The organism is Streptomyces sp. NPDC001868, assembly GCF_040297125.1.
GTDB lineage: Bacteria > Actinomycetota > Actinomycetes > Streptomycetales > Streptomycetaceae > Streptomyces.
In genome coordinates, this window is record NZ_JBEOYO010000096.1 from 1 (window position 1) to 16,472 (window position 16,472).

Annotated in this window: 19 protein-coding genes and 2 pseudogenes; 10 read left to right on the top strand and 11 right to left on the bottom strand. The window is 68.1% G+C overall.

Annotation, left to right across the window (positions count from 1 at the left end; genetic code table 11):
- Nucleotides 1-494 precede the first annotated feature (494 nt).
- Complete coding sequence (locus tag ABT147_RS45740) at nt 495-1,589, top strand: site-specific integrase (RefSeq protein WP_351418167.1); 1,095 nt, start codon at nt 495-497, stop codon at nt 1,587-1,589.
- 453 nt (nt 1,590-2,042) lie between these two features.
- Here ABT147_RS45740 and ABT147_RS45745 read toward each other — a convergent pair whose 3' ends face one another.
- Nucleotides 2,043-3,137 (bottom strand): tyrosine-type recombinase/integrase, encoded by a 1,095-nt coding sequence (locus ABT147_RS45745; protein ID WP_351418169.1) that lies wholly within the window; start codon nt 3,135-3,137, stop codon nt 2,043-2,045.
- Nucleotides 3,134-4,075: a hypothetical protein gene (locus tag ABT147_RS45750; protein WP_351418172.1), complete on the bottom strand. Its 942-nt coding sequence runs from the start codon at nt 4,073-4,075 to the stop codon at nt 3,134-3,136. Before ABT147_RS45750 ends, ABT147_RS45745 begins: the two co-directional genes overlap by 4 nt.
- A gap of 310 nt (nt 4,076-4,385) precedes the next feature.
- Between ABT147_RS45750 and ABT147_RS45755 the strand changes: the two genes are divergently transcribed.
- The 3 genes from ABT147_RS45755 (at nt 4,386) to ABT147_RS45765 (ending at nt 5,543) form a co-directional block, all read left to right on the top strand.
- On the top strand, nt 4,386-4,739 hold the full coding sequence (locus ABT147_RS45755) for a hypothetical protein (protein WP_351418174.1): 354 nt from the start codon (nt 4,386-4,388) through the stop codon (nt 4,737-4,739).
- Nucleotides 4,740-4,918: 179 nt separating this feature from the next.
- On the top strand, nt 4,919-5,329 hold the full coding sequence (locus ABT147_RS45760; protein WP_351418176.1) for a hypothetical protein: 411 nt from the start codon (nt 4,919-4,921) through the stop codon (nt 5,327-5,329).
- A gap of 55 nt (nt 5,330-5,384) precedes the next feature.
- A complete protein-coding gene (locus tag ABT147_RS45765; protein WP_351418178.1) occupies nt 5,385-5,543 on the top strand; it encodes a hypothetical protein in 159 nt (52 codons plus the stop codon).
- Nucleotides 5,544-6,022: 479 nt separating this feature from the next.
- Here ABT147_RS45765 and ABT147_RS45770 read toward each other — a convergent pair whose 3' ends face one another.
- Nucleotides 6,023-6,772, bottom strand: coding sequence for an AbiV family abortive infection protein (locus ABT147_RS45770; protein ID WP_351418180.1), 750 nt, complete (start codon nt 6,770-6,772; stop codon nt 6,023-6,025).
- Nucleotides 6,773-7,062: 290 nt separating this feature from the next.
- Here ABT147_RS45770 and ABT147_RS45775 point away from each other — a divergent pair, with 290 nt between their 5' ends.
- From ABT147_RS45775 to ABT147_RS45795, 5 genes and pseudogenes are all read left to right on the top strand, one after another.
- On the top strand, nt 7,063-7,392 hold the full coding sequence (locus tag ABT147_RS45775) for a hypothetical protein (RefSeq protein ID WP_351418182.1): 330 nt from the start codon (nt 7,063-7,065) through the stop codon (nt 7,390-7,392).
- Nucleotides 7,389-7,643 (top strand): hypothetical protein, encoded by a 255-nt coding sequence (locus tag ABT147_RS45780; protein WP_351418184.1) that lies wholly within the window; start codon nt 7,389-7,391, stop codon nt 7,641-7,643. Before ABT147_RS45775 ends, ABT147_RS45780 begins: the two co-directional genes overlap by 4 nt.
- A 24-nt stretch (nt 7,644-7,667) precedes the next feature.
- Nucleotides 7,668-7,901 (top strand): hypothetical protein, encoded by a 234-nt coding sequence (locus ABT147_RS45785; RefSeq protein ID WP_351418185.1) that lies wholly within the window; start codon nt 7,668-7,670, stop codon nt 7,899-7,901.
- Nucleotides 7,902-8,195: 294 nt separating this feature from the next.
- On the top strand, nt 8,196-9,584 hold the full coding sequence (locus ABT147_RS45790; protein ID WP_351418187.1) for a pentapeptide repeat-containing protein: 1,389 nt from the start codon (nt 8,196-8,198) through the stop codon (nt 9,582-9,584).
- A gap of 25 nt (nt 9,585-9,609) precedes the next feature.
- Nucleotides 9,610-9,869, top strand: a pseudogene (locus ABT147_RS45795) (hypothetical protein); the annotation flags it as partial.
- A 119-nt stretch (nt 9,870-9,988) separates the two neighbouring features.
- Here ABT147_RS45795 and ABT147_RS45800 read toward each other — a convergent pair.
- The 6 genes from ABT147_RS45800 to ABT147_RS45825 form a co-directional block, all read right to left on the bottom strand.
- A complete protein-coding gene (locus tag ABT147_RS45800) occupies nt 9,989-10,498 on the bottom strand; it encodes a hypothetical protein (protein ID WP_351418189.1) in 510 nt (169 codons plus the stop codon).
- Between the two features lie 241 nt (nt 10,499-10,739).
- The gene (locus ABT147_RS45805; RefSeq protein WP_351418191.1) at nt 10,740-11,276 is read right to left on the bottom strand and encodes a DUF4240 domain-containing protein; all 537 of its coding nucleotides are present in this window, start codon (nt 11,274-11,276) and stop codon (nt 10,740-10,742) included.
- An 80-nt stretch (nt 11,277-11,356) separates the two neighbouring features.
- Complete coding sequence (locus ABT147_RS45810; RefSeq protein WP_351418193.1) at nt 11,357-11,929, bottom strand: tyrosine-type recombinase/integrase; 573 nt, start codon at nt 11,927-11,929, stop codon at nt 11,357-11,359.
- Between the two features lie 360 nt (nt 11,930-12,289).
- Entirely contained in the window at nt 12,290-12,442 is a 153-nt protein-coding gene (locus ABT147_RS45815; protein ID WP_351418195.1) for a hypothetical protein, read from the bottom strand.
- Nucleotides 12,443-12,500: 58 nt separating this feature from the next.
- Nucleotides 12,501-13,823, bottom strand: a complete 1,323-nt coding sequence (locus ABT147_RS45820; protein ID WP_351418197.1) for a pentapeptide repeat-containing protein — start codon at nt 13,821-13,823, stop codon at nt 12,501-12,503.
- Between the two features lie 467 nt (nt 13,824-14,290).
- Nucleotides 14,291-14,464, bottom strand: a complete 174-nt coding sequence (locus ABT147_RS45825) for a hypothetical protein (protein WP_351418199.1) — start codon at nt 14,462-14,464, stop codon at nt 14,291-14,293.
- A 331-nt stretch (nt 14,465-14,795) separates the two neighbouring features.
- Here ABT147_RS45825 and ABT147_RS45830 point away from each other — a divergent pair, with 331 nt between their 5' ends.
- Complete coding sequence (locus tag ABT147_RS45830) at nt 14,796-15,992, top strand: hypothetical protein (protein ID WP_351418200.1); 1,197 nt, start codon at nt 14,796-14,798, stop codon at nt 15,990-15,992.
- A gap of 150 nt (nt 15,993-16,142) precedes the next feature.
- On the opposite strand, the gene ABT147_RS45835 is transcribed toward ABT147_RS45830, so the two are convergent.
- Together ABT147_RS45835 and ABT147_RS45840 are read right to left on the bottom strand one after the other, a co-directional pair.
- The gene (locus ABT147_RS45835) at nt 16,143-16,295 is read right to left on the bottom strand and encodes a hypothetical protein (RefSeq protein ID WP_351418202.1); all 153 of its coding nucleotides are present in this window, start codon (nt 16,293-16,295) and stop codon (nt 16,143-16,145) included.
- 55 nt (nt 16,296-16,350) lie between these two features.
- A pseudogene (locus ABT147_RS45840) lies at nt 16,351-16,472 on the bottom strand (IS630 family transposase); the annotation flags it as partial.

Here is a 16,472-nt window from a genome sequence, read left to right on the forward strand (position 1 = left end):
ACCCCCCAACCCCACCCATGACCTTGATCACATGACAACCCATCACAAATACAGAAACCCACACCCCACAAAACAACCAGAGCCAGAGAAAGCCCTACGGCTGGATCAAACTGACGGCAGCACAGCTCTTCACCCTCGGTCGTCCCGAGATGCGCCTGGAGCAGTTTGATCGCCACCGAACGCTCCATCACTCTGTCGCGGGCCGCCCATACCTCCCCCATCCCGCCCCGGCCCAACAACTGCTGCAGCTCGTACCTGCCCGCGATCACCCGATGCGCCACCGGCTCCCCCACTGTCCAAGAACTGCGCGCATTCTCCCGTACAGACCCATAACGAGATGGAGATTCGACGGTGCTCACCGTCGTCACGCGAATCGTCCCGGACCTGGCACACGTGCGGGGGTACTGCGTCGAGCACCGGCACCTGACCGCTCACATATGCGTGACTCATACGGCACAAACAGCGCTACGAATAAAGGTGCGTGACGGGATGTCATGGAGCAGACCGAGACGAGTACGGATGTTCGGCACGTGGTGACGCCCTCGCTGGTGCTGCCGCCGTCGGCCGGACCGGCGGGCACCACCGCGGCGACGAACGCCGCGGCGTTCACCCCGGACGTGCTCGCCAGGCTGCAGGAGCTGGAGGAGCGGTCCGCCCAGCACGAGAAGAACCTCCGGCCCAAGAACACCAGCGACTCCTACGCCGCGGACTGGAGGCAGTGGGAAGAGTTCTGTGCGCTGCTCGACCTGCCCGTCACCGCCATCACCCCCGGATCGCTGACCGCGTTCGTCGAGTGGCTGTGGGTCCAGCCCGGATGGAAGAAGGGCACCTACACCGCGCCCTCGACCATCGACCGCCGCCTGTCCGGCGTGGTCGTCACCGGCCGCACCGACCACCACCTGGTCCTCGACAAGACGGTGGCCGCCCGCGCCCGCCGGGTGCTCAAGGCGAAGGTGAAGGAGATGGAGAAGACCAGGGAGACCCGCGGCCGGGGACCGGCGCCCGCGCTGCTCGCCGAGCACCTTCGCGCCACCGTGGTGGCCGCGCCGGACAACCGCCTGGGCATCCGCGACCGGTCCATCGGGCTGACCTGCTTCGCCATCGCCGGGCGCGAGCACGAGGTCGCCTTCCTGCGCGTGCGCGACTTCGTCGTCACCGAGCACGGCATGGAGGTCGACGTGCGGGTGTCGAAGGTCAAGCCGAGGAAGGTGAAGGTGCCGTTCGGGTCTCGGCCGAGCAGCTGCCCGGTGCGCGCGTGGCGGGCCTGGAAGGACGAGGCGGACCTGACCGACCCGGACGACTTCGCGTACAAGCCGCTGCACAACCGGTGGCACACCGTCATGGACGGCGGACTCGACCCCGAGACCATCGGCGACGTCATCACCCGGCTGGGCAAGTGGGCCGAGCTGGACTTCCGGCCCACCGGGCACTCCCCGCGCCGAGGACTGGCCACCAGCTCCAAACGCGCCGGCAACGACCGCAAGGTCATCGCCAAGCAGGGCGGATGGGCCGACAACTCCGCCGCCATGGAGGGCTACTTCGAGGACGGCGACGGCTGGGAGGAGAACGCCCTGATCAGGGTGCTGTAGGACGGCGTGCCGGGCAGGGCCCGGACGGGATCGCCCCGTCCGGGCCCTGCCGTGTGCTGGCTGCCAGCCGCGCGCGGGAGCGGCGGTCAGACGTAGCGGTCGAGCGGCTCCGCGACGTAGGTGCCGTCACCCAATAACTCGGCAACAGGCCACCGGTGTTGGGGATCGGCTCCGGGGCGGCCTCGTTCTGCTCGGCCACCTGAGCCGTTACCCGCCCGGCGTGGTCGGCATGCCGCCGCTGGCCAGCCCACAACGGTCAGGGGCGAGCGCGGTACAACTTTCCCTACGCCATCAAGCAACGGACCGCCGCCGACGGGCCGTTGCTGTCACTGTGAGGCGGCACGGGATCCAGTCCGGGCCGAGATTGTCCTCCTCCAGATGCCTGGGGCGACAAGCGTTCACCTCGCTTGTGCGTGGCCGCCACCGCTCACATATCCGGGACGCACCGAGCGATCAGGCCGCGCCGTGCTCCAGGGCGCTGGCGACGTCGGTGGCGAGGGCGTAGCCGGGGCTGTCGTCCAGCAGTGCCTTGCGCCGGTTGTAGCGCTGGGTGGTCCTGCTGTCCTTGTGGTCGGCCCAGCGTTGCACCTTGTCGATCCGGGCGTCTTTCTTCGCCAGCGCGTGCGTGATGGCGTCGACCTTGACCCCGTGTGGCGGGTGGTTGATCTCACGCAGCCCGGCCCGCTGGGCCAGGGACCGCAGCAGCCGCCACACCGCCGGTTCGTCGAGCTGGTTGCCGGTCGCCGTGCAGAACAGCCAGCCGTCGGTGCGGCCGTCGAGGTAGTCCTGCAGTGCGTCCCACGCCACGGGCGGGATTGGCTTCTTCCGCCAGGACCCGCCCTTTACCTTCACCTGCAGGACGTGGTGGCCCTTGTCGTAACCCAGATGTTCCACCCGTGCGTTCAGGAGGGAGTCGATGCGCAGGCAGCATGTGTAGAGGACGAGCAGCAGCGCGTACGCGCGCTTGCGGTACGCCGCGACCCGGTGCCGGTCCCGGGCGGTGAGCAGCAGTTCGATCCACTGCTGTTCGGTGTATCCCTCGGTCGGGGAGAAGTCCGGGTCGATGACCGGGCGCTGCACCGCGTCGAAGGGGTTCTTCACCCCGTCGTCGCTGACCACGTCCAGGTAGGTGAAGAACGAGGAAGCCGCCGACAGTGCGTTCGCACGGGAGGCGTCCGAGTACGGCTCACCGGTGCGGGCCATCTCGCCGCGCGCCCCGCCCTTGACCCTCTGCCAGGTGGGAGCCGACTCCAGGTACTTGGAGAAGGCGTCGGCCAGCATGCACTTCACGTGCACCGGGTGCGCGCCGTGGTCCCGGGCGAACTCCTCGAAGACTTTGAAGCCGCGCGCGTACGTCTTTTGCGTGTTCACGGAGCGCTGGTGGGCGACCCAGCCCGCGGCCAGGGTCGGCAGCGGGTCGTCCTCGCCATACAGGCCGACGAGGTACTCATACAGCTTCCGCGCATGCTCGGGCCACTGGTCGCGCGGGTCGCGGTGCAGCGTTGCCGGGGCTGTCCGGGGCGCGGGGAGGACCGGCGTTGAGGTCACCGCGGCTCGCCCGGGGAGGTGTCGGGAATCCTGGTCGCGCAGCCGAAGCAGAAGGACACCGGGCCGGGCTCGCTGGCGAGGCGCGCGCCGTCGACGAGGGTCTCCTTCTGACACCGGGGGCACGCGCGAACTCGGACGCCAGGGGCGTTGAGGCTCTGGACCAGGAACCCGACCATCAGGACCATGTTGCTCTCGTCGGTGTTGCAGAAATGGCATCGGTTCCTGCTGCCGTCGGCGACCATGGCGAGTTGTCCGCAGTTGGGGCACACAACGGTGCGGTCCTTGTAGTCGGCCAGCTCACCCTTCAGTCGCCGCATCCGCGCCGTGACGAAGGTGTGGATGGCGCTGAGCCCCTCGCGGATCCGGTTCACGTCCGACGAGATGGCCGCCACCTCCTCCCGCGAGAGACCGGGAAGCAGGACGCCGTCGAGGAAGCGGACGAGGAAGTCGAGCACCCGGCCGGCGCGGGCTTCGACCGCAGGCACGTCGCGGGTCAGGCCGAAGTGCTGCAGGGCGTTGCGGTCCTGGGCCAGTTCGGCCAGCGCCTTCTCGTCTCTTGTGGTGACGTCGACCCCGGCGATGTTGCGCAGTCGCTCCGCGGCGGCTGGAACGCCGCAGCTCTGCAATGTTGAGGTGTCGAATTTCTGGCGGGTGGCCTTACCCGGGTCGGTGAAGACCAGGCTCCAGTGCTCGCGCACGAGCCGCGCCTTGAGGAGCACCTCGGCAGCGGCCTGCAGGTGAAGCACCGCGTACTTGAGGTCGCGGGGGTCGCGGTCGCCCTCCGCCGTGAGGTGGTCGACCACGCTGACGAGGTAGTCGACGCCGTTGCGCACGGGCGGGAAGTCGAGCCGGTGGGGGTCGACCTCTCCGGCTGCGCGCAGCATGGCAATCACATCTGATTCGCCCGTCGGGGCGGGGTCCTGATCCGGCATCGGCATACGCACAGGATAACCGTAATTATCCTGTAAGTTCAGGCACGCCCAGCGCCAGGCCGTCATCTACGAGCGCGAGCGCGGCACCAGCTGGGAAGAGATCGGCGAGGCACTGGGCATCACCCGCCAGTCCGCCCACACCAAGTTCACCGACCCCGTCAAGGCGTGGCGCGCACCGCTCGACAGGCCCGAGCGGCGACACCCCGACGGCACCCCTGACGACAAGCGCATCCCCTACGGCGCCCGCTACGCCCCGGGCAGTGCCGTCCCGGCCAACTGCAGCGCAGAGCAGACCGCCCGCGATCTGGACCGGCGGTTGCGCCGGCACGACGGCTGGGCCGACCAGGAACACCCGGTCAGCGGCGGACTGCCCGGGCACTCCACCATCGATATGGTGCTGCTCGTCGGCGACGCCGCCCACCGCATGCGAATGGACCGGCTGGTGCCCGACCCGCAGGCGGAGGCCGACCTGTTGGACCTCCGTGCCGACCTGCAGGAGAGGATGCTCCGCGAGAGTGAGCGCGGGGGCGACCCTCTCCCCAGGGACTTCCACCAGTCCCTCGCCGGCGATCGGGCCCGCGCCAAGGCCCTGCGTGCCGCCCCCGGCGATGACAGCGCCTGGGAAGAGGTAGCCAACGCTTACCGCACCGCCACGCAACAGGAGGCCTGAGCAGCGGCGGCGGCTGATGAAGGGCAGCCCCGAGCCCGGGTCTGAGCGGACGCTGCCGCACGGCCGCGTGGCGGGAACGTGAACGGGCGGGTTCGGCGACCCCGGCCTTGTGACGGCTACGCGATCCGGTGAGCGCCCACCCGACGCCGGGCACCGCCCGAGGGGAGGTCCCTGGCCGCATGGCGAGCATGTTGCGGGAAGCGGCGGCGCTTCTGCGGCGCCGCGCGGCCAAGGCCGTCCAGTCCCCTGACGAGCGGTGGGTGGTCGACCAGGACGAGACCGCCGGGCTGGTCGTGGCCGCCTTCACGCCGCAGGACGTCGGCCCGGACGGCACGGTGAGCAGCGGCATCCTCGCCTCGTTCGCCTACCCCGACAACCCGGAGCGGGCGACGCACGCGCAAGCCCTTGGGGCGGCCTCCCACATGGCCGCGATGGACCCGCAGGAAGCGATGGCGCTTGCCGCTTGGCTGGAGACGGCAGCCTCGTTCGAGGACCGGGCCGAAGAACTCGGAGACGTTGAGGGAGCGGCGCCGCTCATCGGGCCGGCGGCCCGTTTCGCTCGCATCTACCTGCGGACGACGGAGATGTAGCGCCCGGCGCCAGGCCCTGGCCCCGTGCGAGGAGGACGACCGCAGGCAGCTGTGGGTGTCCCAGCCCCTCACCAACGACGCGCCCACCGACCACATCCAGACGGACGAGGACGGCAAGAGCCTGTCGTGGGAGGCGGCGAAGGACGGCACCGTACGCCTGGCCCCCACCAGCGACCGGGCCACTCAGGAATGGCTCTACACACCACTCCCCTGACCACCAGCCAGGCCCCGGCAGCGATCTAGCGGCGGCCGCGGCGGAGACTGCAGGCACATCCTGAGTGCCAGCACAGCCGCTCTTCGACAACCTCACGGCGGGGAACACTGGATTGCGCCGGATGAGAGTCTCGCGGCTGATCACCACGATCCTCTCGTAGTCCGCACAGGCCACCCCCGGGGGCAGATCACTCTCCCAGCAGAGAGATCAACACGGCGAACACCGTTATAGCGAGGGCCAGCACCGGAAGCAGCTCCGGCGCCGCCGCGACGCCCAGACCTGCGACAACAGCCCCGAGACAGGCCGTGACGATGACGTGAGAGCGGTCAGGCGTGGGCGACATGCGGGACTCCAAAGCGTCGGGAACCTCTAGGGCTGTCGGCAACTTAGCCCTGTCCTCAATGGTGTTATCCGATGGATAACACCAGTCCCACAGACACCATGAGCACCTCTGACCTACGTCGTCGAGGAGAGAGAAACTATGCAGGATCGGGCAGAGGGCCGGAGTCTGGTGCGCTGTCGGCTGCGGCGAGCTTCCCCGCCAGAGCCGGGCCGAGGAAGTCGGCGGGCGGAGGTACGTCGTCGCGGACGAACGCCCGGATATGACCGATGAACTCCTCCGGAGCGTTCTCGACATACGCCCCGAGGGCTTGGAGGTCCACGCCGTCCTGCCACTCGCGGAAGAAGTCGAGAAGGACGTCAGGGTCAGCCACGGCCGCCTCAGTGTCAACGGATTCAGCGAGCGCCGTGGTGACGGTCGCGACCATCCACCTGGCCTCTCTCTCGCCCACCGAGGCAGGCGTCAGCAGGACGCCGGTATCGGTGTAGTCGACGTACAGCCCCCGGAACTTGACGGCGTTGCTCTTGCGGGCGGACGCGATCGCGTCCGTCATCAGCTGATCGAGGCTGGCCGGCGTCTCTTCGGAGACCATCCCCAAGATGAGGTGCGCGAACTCCGCCTTCGTCCGGTGGTCGATGAACGCTTTCTCGAACTGGGGACGGAACTGTTCGCGCACGGCGGGAGGCATGGAGAGCATCATCATGCACATGGCCGCCTTGCCGACCTCCTCAAGAGCCAGGGCGGCGATGGAGAAAGCCGTGGGCCACTGGTGTGTGTCGAGGACAGCCTGAGCACTGGTGAGCAGTGCGCGCGCGTTCGTAAAGGACGCGGCCGCGATGTCGACGACCGTACGCGCCATCACGTCCGGATCGGTGGGGAGTTTCGCCATCCGGCAACTGTCCCAGGCCAGCCCTCGTCACAGCACCCCCTTTGTCCGGTGATGATCAGAAGCCACAGCGTCGGCGGGAGCCGGCTCCGGTTGAGTTTTTGCCCCCTTGGTTCCTTGCCACCTTGACTCACCGGTTCGACTGCGGCACGTCCCCTGCACGCGGCCGCGTGGCACCGGTCGACCCTGCGGGGACGGAGCCGCCGAGGAGAGCGCCGACGTCCCTCGACCTCTCCACGGCGGTGCCGTCGAGCGCGTACCGTGGGAGACGCATCACCACCAGGAGGCCGACCATGAGCGCACTACCGCACGAGCCGGGACCCCGGCCGTACGCCGACCCGCACCGGCTGGAGGCCCACGAAGGGCCGCAGACACCTGCCGAACTGCGCGCCGCGCTCGCCGTGATCAGCCCGACCGCACTGGTGGCGTTCAACGCCGAGTTCGACGCGGCCCGCTTCGGCGCGCCTCAGGCCGAGGTCGTCGCGAAGTACCGCCGCACCGTCGCGTTCGCGACCCGCCCCGAGGTCACGGCCGCCATCGCCACCTCCCTCGACGGCACCGCCGACGCCCGGCCCGTCGCTGAGCTGTGGGCCCACCTCGACCGTGAGGACCGCATCGCGTGACCGACTGGCACGTCCTCGTACCGCCCCGGCTGTACGAGGAGTTCGCGCACCTCTCCCCCGCCGGCCGCAAAGCCGTCCACGACATCCTCGTCACGCTCGCCGCCGACCCGCGCGACCCTGCATCGAGCCGCGAACCCATCGATGGCGCCGAGTTGCGGCAGATCAGCACCCGCCCCACCACCGACACCGGCGACCAGATCGCGGTTCTTTACCGAGTTCACGACCCCGCCGAGGCAGGCCAGCCCGGTTGAGCTGATCTTCATCATCTCAGGGCCGTGACCACCTATCGCGCCGTCCTCCGATTCCGGGCGGGCGGCCCCGCCGTTATCGGCGAGTGGAGCACGGCCACCACCCCGCTCCAGGACTACCGCCAACGGGTCGGTATCTACGGCAGCGACCTGGCGGTGACCATCCAGGTAACCGAGGAGGCCGACGGCCGCCACCAAGTCCTCCGCGCATGGGAGCGGGGCTCCGAGACGGCGTCAGTTGCGGCGGCGCCGGGCGGCTAGTCGAGGATGCCCAGGGCGGTGTCGGGGCGGCAGTGGGTGCAGGGCGTCGATGGCCTGCTGGCGGGTGGCAGGGCGGCACCGGCCACTCTTGGCGGCCCTGTTCTCGTATAGCTACGGCGAACGGACATGTAGCGGTGTGTGACTGCTGTGATCCAGGCGAGCTTTCCCGTTCCGCCGAATGGCGGCCACAGGGCTCCGGCAGGGCCAGAGGACGAGCATGATCAAGCCGTGACAGCTATGCCGCGACGGGGACGCAAAAAAGGGCCGATGTCACCGGGCCGACACGCGCCCCGCTTGTGGTCCGTATGGATCGCGGGCCCGCTCGCCGTCCTGATGGCCCTGGCCGCTGGATACGGAATCTACGAACTCCTTCGCTTTCTCGCATCGAAGGAGGCCACCTCGCAGAAGCCCGCCTCTGTCCACGAGGTGATCCGCACCACCCTCGCGGTTCTTGCCTTCGTCGCTGCCGTTCTCACTGGGGTCTACGCCTACCGCAAGCAGCGCCTTACCGAGGGCGACGCGCATCGAGCCGACGACAACCAGCTCGCCGAGCGCTACACCACCGCAGCTGATCAACTCGGCCACGATGAGGCTGCGGTGCGCCTGGCTGGCGTCTACGCCATGGCCCGTCTCGCCGACGACTGGACCGAGCAGCGACAGGTGTGCATCGACGTCCTGTGCGCCTACCTACGCATGCCGTACGAGCCCGATCCGCAGGTCACCGACACCTACAAGGAAGGCGAACGCGAAGTCCGCCACACGGTCATTCGAGTCATCCGCGACCACCTCCAGCCGCAAGCGCCGACCTCCTGGTCGGCATGCAACTTCGACTTCACCCGCGCCACCTTCGACGGCGGGGACCTGTCAGGGAGCCAATTTCGAGGCACGGTCTCCTTCAACAGCGCGGGGTTCACCCGCGGCACGGTCTCCTTCGACGGCGCGGAGTTCACCCGTGGCACGGTCTCCTTTCGCAGGGCGTGGTTCACCGGCGCCGAGGTCTCCTTCCAGGGCGCGGGGTTCACCGGCGGCACCGTCTCCTTCTACGAGGCGGAGTTCGGGGACGGCACCGTCTACTTCAAAGGCGCGAGGTTCGCCAGCGGCGAGATCTCCTTCGACCGCGCGAAGGTCACCGGCGCCGAGGTCTCCTTTCGCGGCGCGAAGTTCACCGGCGGCACGGTCTCCTTCCATCGCACGGAGTTCGGGGACGGCAGGGTCTCCTTCCACAGCGCGGGGTTCACCCGCGGCACGGTCTCCTTCCACGGCGCGAGGTTCACCGGCGCCGAGGTCTGGTTCCACCGTGCGAGGTTCACCGGCGCCGAGGTCTCCTTCTACCACGCGTGGTTCACCGGCGGCACGGTCTCCTTCTACCGCACGGGGTTCACCCGCGGCCCGGTCTCCTTTCACCGCGCGAGGTTCACCGGCGCCGAGGTCGACTTCAACAGCGCGGGGTACATCGGCGGCACGGTCTCCTTCTCCGAGGCGGAGTTCACCCGCGGCGCAGTCTCCTTCACCGGCGCGCAGTTCACCGGCGCCGAGGTCGACTTCCACGGCGCGGGGTTCACCGGCGGCACGGTCTCCTTCCACTACGCGGGGTTCACCGGCGGGACGGTCACCTTCGAGGACGTGAGAGGCACCCCATCGGACTGGGGGCCTTTCCAACCGCCTGCTGACTCGGCGGGGTGATGCCACAGGCGGTGGATGCTGCCGCGCCCCGCACTCGGTGGTGATGAGCGCGGCCGCGCTGTGGTCTCGCTCGTGCCGGAGGACAAGGACTCCGCCGCGGTCGCCATGCGGGCCGCTCTGGCGAACCGGTACAACACGGTGCGCCCGTTCCTGGCCCGCGGCGACAGGTGAAGGACAAGCTGGTGCCGACCGCGTGGCGCAAGGCGGTGTACGCCAACCCCGAGCTGCCGCAGGGGGCCGGCGGACCTGGACGCATACGCGGTGTGCGTGTGGGAGCAGCTGCACTGCGTCTTCAGCGCTACATGTCCGTTCGCCGTAGCTATACGAGAACAGGGCCTTGATCCCCGTGGGTTCAAGGAAACCGAAGGCCCTTCAGCCTGAACCCACGGGTGCACCGGTCTGCTTCAGGTCGGTAGACCCGTGGGTTCGGTTGGAACACGAGGGTGCTGCGTGAGTCGAAGAGCTTCGGTCGTGACATCAGCGTCGACCTGCGCCTGTGTTCTGTCGCCGTATTCGAGGACGTCGTAGTCGTCGTCCAGGTTGGCGAGTTGCTCGGCCAGAGGCAGCTCGTGCCCGAAGCGCTGATGGATCCTGAAGGCCAGCTCGCGTGGCGTCAGTTCGCCGGCCAGCATCCGGGCGGCAAGTGCTCGCGCCGCGGCTTCCTGTCCGGCAACGCTGCCCGCTGGGTGGAAGGTGAGGCCCAGTTCGTCGAGTGCCGGGGGAAGGAGGTCGGGGACGTCGTAGTCCGCCTCCGCACGCGTGCACGCGGCCAGGATCCGTAGGGCAGGACTGTCGAGGCCGGCAACGAGTGCATCACAGGCAGCGGTGACGACGTCGATTGCGCGGATCTCGCCCATGCTCCAGAGAACGGCGCGGTCCTGAAGCTCGCGGGCGGCTGATTCGGTCGACGGCATGGGGCCATGATCTCGTCATGGGGTTAAGCAGGTCGAGCGGGTTTCACTGCGATGCCTGCTCGGCTTCTTCGCCCAGAAGCGCTCGTGCTGAGTCCGGCCTCGGGACTGGTAGGCCCGCATGTTGAAGTGTCGCGTATTCGTCAGCGGAGACGTGTTCATGCCTTGGTGGAGTGACGGACAGTGATGCTCGGGAGTCTTCCCCTCCGCTGTTTGACCTCGTCTTGTGACTGCGAGCTGCCGCTTACTCCAGATAGAGAGCTGCCAAGCGGGGCAGTCGGCGAGTCATTTCGTCGTGGTCATCGAAATCGAAGTTCCAGGTGGGGTCCAGCTCCGGGTAGCGGATGGTGGGTGGGCTCGCGGGGAGCTGATCACCGGTCGCCGAGATGTGTGCGTTCCAGGCGATGCCCAGCATGTCCTCACCCTCCAGGTCGATGCCGTCGGCCGCAGAGGCTTGAACGATGGTCAGTTCTGCCAGGGCATCGGGGTCAGTGACTGCGCGCTCGAAGACTTCACGGCCCTGAGCGATCAGCCACCCTCGGAAGTAGTCGAAGCCGTCGTCAGAACACCCACCGTTGGTGATGTAAGCAGCGGCCCACAGAGGATTGGTGTAGGAGTCGACCATCAGGTCCCACAGCGCCTGCTCAGCGGCGACGATCTCCTTCACCGGCCGGGAGGCCAGCAGCGAGGTCGCCTCGCGAGCGACTACTTCGCCGTCGTTCGGATTGGACGCCTGATTGCGGGCTGCCTCGATGAGCTGCCAGAACTGCTGCTTGTTCATGGAGGCAGAGCCTGCCACCTGGTACTGACATCGGGCTGGTCGCGGGAGCTTGGCCCATCAGAGCAGCCACGTCGCTCCTGTCAGCGTGTGTGGTCGCCGGGTGCATATCGGCTCCAGGTTCCTCCGGCTTCGGTGACCAGGCGGGTGGCGGTCTTGTCGTGGTAGCCCAGCGCCTTCGCGATGACGGGGGCCGGGGCTTGGAGAACGAGCTGGCGGATCGCGGAGCTCCTGCCGCGCTGCGGCGGGACGCCGATCTTACGCAGATGGACTTGGAGGCTGACTGGGTTCATCGGCTGTCCGGGCTGGCGGCCGGGGAAGAGCCACTGTGAACTTCTGCTGCTGGCGTAGGGCAGGTGCGGGCGGGACTGAATGTAGGCCCGCATCAGGTCGGCGACGGGCTCCGGCAGCGGGGATGGCGGGTCTCCCAACTGGACGGTGACGGTGGTCTCGTCGTCGGTGACGTCGTCGATGGTGAGGCGGACGATGCGGCTGACGGGTTGCGCATAGAGGAGAACGAGCGCGGCGGCGATCCTAGCCCGCATGGGCAAGGAGTCGTCATTGAGGACCCGTCGGAGGATCGCGAGCCGGCGGTGCTGGTGCAGCGGTTCCGGGTCCTGGGTGATGACCGCGGGCGGCAGTGTGAGGCGGGGCATTCGGCCGGTCTTCATGCACCACCGCAGGAATGACTGGGACGGACGGCGGGTGGCCAGGCTCTCGGTGTGCCAGGCGTCGATGTCGGCCTGCTGGCACTGCCCGATGGCGCGGCCTTGGCTGGCGAGCCATGAGAGGAAGGCACCGGACCTGGGTGACTTCCTGCTTGGTGTGGTTGGTCTGGGAGCGTCCCAGCGGTCCCTTCTCCGTCTTTGCCCGTAGGCGCCGCATCTGGTGCCAGGTGGCAAAGTGCCGGAGAAGCTGACGGTGTTCGGGTTCCTCGATGGTGGCGAGCCGTTCGGTCAGCCATCGCTGGTAAAGCATGAGCTGCCGGTCGACCCGCGGGAGGACGCCGCTGTCCATCAGCAGGTCACGCAGGTGGTAACGGTTCGCCAGGGGGTTTCTTGGTGCAGCCCGTCGTGGGTGAGCGGGATGCTGCCGGTGGCCAGGCCGTGGAGGAGACGGACGACGTTGGGGTTGCGCAGCCAGATCAGGCGGCTCTTGGTCCGGTCCATCTCCACCGGTAGTGATCGGATCGACGTGCCGAGGCGTCAGTGATCAGCCCCTCCAGCGCTATGGAGTCGGGGGCAGCCAATCAGATCGAAGGGCGACCGTCGCAGGAACAGGATTGCCGACCGCAGCGAGGAGCCCGCGCGGAGCGCGACCCGTTGCGCTACTGAAGTCCACCGTGCTGCCGGAGAACGACGCACCGGCGAAGGCCACCGTGTCGCCGGAAAACGACGCACCGCCGAAGTCCACCGTACCGCCGGAAAACGTCGCACCGCCGGAATACGTTGCGCGTCCGAATGTCACCCGGCCGCCGGAGAACGACGCACTGGCGAATGACACCCGGCCGCCGGAGAACGTCGCATGGGCGAAGGTCACCGTGCCGCCGGAGAACGACACACCGCCGAAGGCCACCGCACCGTCGGAGAACGACACACCGCCGAAGGCCACCGCACCGCCGGAAAACGTCGCACAGATGAAGTCCACCTCGCCGCCGGAGAACGTCGCACAGATGAAGTCCACCTCGCCGCCGGAGAACGTCCCACCGCCGAAGTACACCAAGGCGCCGGAGAACGTCGCACCGCCGAATGACACCCGGCCGCCGGAGAACGACGCATCCCCGAAGTACACCGTGCCGTCGGGGAACGTCGCACTGGTGAAGTCCACAGTGCCACTGGAGAACGTCGCACCGCCGAAGGCCACAGTGCCGCTGGAGAACGTCGCACCGGTGAAGTCCACCTCGCTGCCCGAGAACGTCGCACCGCCGAAGTTCACCGAGCCGCCGGAGAACGACGCACCGCCAAATGACACCCGGCCGCCGGAGAACGTCGCGCCGTTGAAGTGCATGTCACCGTCGATGGTGACCCCGGTGAGGTCAAGGTTGCAGCCTTGCCAGGAGCGGTGGGTGCCCTGGGGGATGCGGTAGTGGTCTCCGATGAGGCGCAAGATGGTGTGCCGGACCTCGCGTAGTGCGCGGTACCGGTCCTTTTTGTCATGGTGGGCTTCGCGCTGTTCTTCGGTGGAGGTGCCGTCGGGAGGATGGCCGGGGTCAGGAGGGAAGGGCAGGCGGAGGTAGGCGCACAGGACGTCGATGCACGTCTGCCGCAGACTCTCATCGGGAGCGTCGTCGGCGAGACCGGCCAGGGCGTGGACGCCGCCGAGCCGGACGGCCGGGGAGTCCGAGCCGAGTTTGTCGACAGCCTGGGAGAAGCGTTCGGTGTGGAGCCGGGTGGCTTCCCGGTGTGCGCCGACCTCGTCGACACGCTGACGACGGTAGGCAACGACCAGAGCGACGAGCGCACCGGCCCCGGCGACCACCCCGAAGGAGAGCTTCACCAGATCGAAGAGCGTCTTGGCATCCAGCTTGGCGTTACTGTCGATCTCCCGCACGTCCAGCAGGACGACCAGGCTGTAGAAGACGCCCGCCGCGCCCAGGACCGCAGCGGCGAAGGTGACCGCCAGAGCCCAGCCGACCTTGGATAGGCGCAGCTCCCGATCGTTGGGGTCCTGTCGCTCTCGTCGGTTGCCAGTCATGAGGGTGGAGACATGGCCAGCAGGCTCGCGGTTGCAGCGGGGCCGACGGCATGAAGAAGCCGCTCGAACCGGCCAGACGAACCGGTCCGCCCGTCTACCTCGCCGGCGCGCTCTGCCCCGAGCTGCCTGATGGCCAGCTCGGGGGCCCCGCTCGGCACGGAATAAGCCAGCAGGATCGTCACCAGCCGCAAACGGCGGGTGACACGTCCGGCTACATCCGGGGGGTCGCGTACCGTCTCCAGCTCCTCCCCGCCAGCGGCGGCATCGGCCCCGTGGTGGACGACGCCGTCGACTGCGAGACCGGGAAGCCCCCCCCCACGAACTCACGTGTGCGGCGCGAGGTAGCCCAGCACCCCCATGCCGAGGCCAGCGGTGCCGAAGAAGGCGGCCCCGCCCGATCCGGCGGCTGCGAGTGGTGTCGAGCCGAAGGCGAAGACGGTGATGATGACCCCAAGGGCGACCGCAGTGGCCACCACCAGGACTAGGGCTACGCCCATGATCTTGTGCTGCAAAATTCCCCTCCGAGCAGGAATGGGTGGCCGATGCCGATGGGCACAGCGGCAGCCGAGCCCGACCACCCCTGTTGGCAACGTCGTACAGAACGGGTGTGATCAACACGAGCGCGGTCGACTCGCACTCGTAACCCCAGCCTGCTGAGGAGGGGGATCTTGCAGAAGCGGGAACGGGGCTCTCTAAGCGATTCCCGGCTGATTGTCAATGTCCGCGGCATTCGATGCCATTAGGCCCGCCAAGTGCGCAACAATCGCGTGACTGCCGTCTGTTGCCTCTTTCGTGGCGAGGAGACCGTGCGCGGCAGGCGAGGGAGAGATGAACGAGCCGGATCCATCCCTTCAGGCCCAGCGCACCGCTGCGGCCTATGCACAGGCACTGCGCGCCGCCCTGCAGCCGGTCCTTGAGCGCGGGGCGACACAGGCGGGCCTCGCCAGGTCGACCAACGTGGTGCCCGCCACCGTCTCGCGCTACCTCAACCCCAGCCACGACGGACGGATCGCCCCTGAAGGCTTCCTGAACAAATTCGCCGACTTCCTGGGCGAGCGCGGCTCCCCGCTGCCCCCGCAGGATTTGGCTGGGCTTCACGACCTGCGCCGGGCCGCACAGCGCACGAGTACTTCGCCGGAGATTCGGACCCTGTACCTGCGCGAGGAGCTGGCGCGCATCAAGGAAGAGCTGACCAGCAGCGAGGGACAACGCAAGACGATCGAGGCCCAGCTGTCCCAGCTTGACCAGCGGCTGATTGAGCTGAGCGGCGAACTGGCCGCAGCCCTCGCGCGTGCCCAGGCCGCGGAGGCTGGCCAGGGCGTCCTGCAGGCAACAGTTGAGGCACAGGACCATCAGTTGGGTCAGGCCCGGAACTACACCCGCCAGATCGAACGAGAACTGGCCGAGCAGCAGGAACAAGTCCGCTATCTGCATGCCGAGGTTGAGGTGTTGCGCGGCCAGGTGCTGCGCCTGCAAAAAGAACCAGCCCCGCCCGCCGAGGAGACCATTTCCGGGGTCGCAACACAGGTCAGCAGCGTGTCGGCTTCCAGGATGTCGGCTGACTGGGGGCAGGCAGGGTTCGCAGCTGCCCCACTACGCCGCCAGCTCGACGCTGGTCCCCCGCCGCCTGGGTCTTCCGTCGGGGACGTAGCGCAGATACTGCCCGCCCGGCCACGCCGCTCAGGCGAGGGCCCTACACCCAAGAACGGTTTCGCTCGCCTCCTCGCGGGCGTTGCCGTGTACTTGGTGGTACTGGCGTTCGGGGTGTGGTTCGGGGCGGTGACGACGGCGGAGCTGGGGCTTGAGGAGGCCGGTGCCAAAGAGCGCGATTATGCCTACTCCGTGTTCTCTGGGCTTCTGATCGCTGTGATGGAGTGCGCCCACCTGGCGCAGCGGGCTGTCTTTCGAGACGTCAGACGCTGGTGGCTATGGGCGGGGTGGTTCGTCGCCTTCAGTTTTGGTTGCCAACCGTTTGCCGCTCACCTCCCCCTCGTCCAGCGCGTCGCCCAGCTCTTTGTGTACTGAGCAGCGCACAAGATGACCGACAGGGCCGCGCGTTGAGGGTGAGGTGACGGCCACGAGCGGGACGCCCCATAACAGCCCCGTGCCGCTTCCAGGGGCTCATCGACCGTTCCACGCCATTTGCGGCTGGTGACATGATTCTTACCGGCACCCCTACACCACCAGCGAGACCAGCGCGCCGAGCATGGCCAGCTCGAACACGCCGAGTCCCAGCACCTTCGCCTGTCGGCCGATGACCTCGCCCAGCATGGCCCGGCCAACCAGCGCCGCACCGAGCACGACGACTGCCTTCTGCTTCCTGCTCATGGGTCTTTCCTCCCTTCTTGATCGAGGTATACATCCAGTTACTGACTTCGGCTCGTCAGGGTGACGCTGGTTCGTCGAGGGTCAGGCCGGTGCCCGCTATGAAGCCGTCGAGGATGCCGGACCGGTACTGAAGGCGCTTGAGCCGGTTGCGTACGAGTGCTTCGAGCCGGTCGAGGG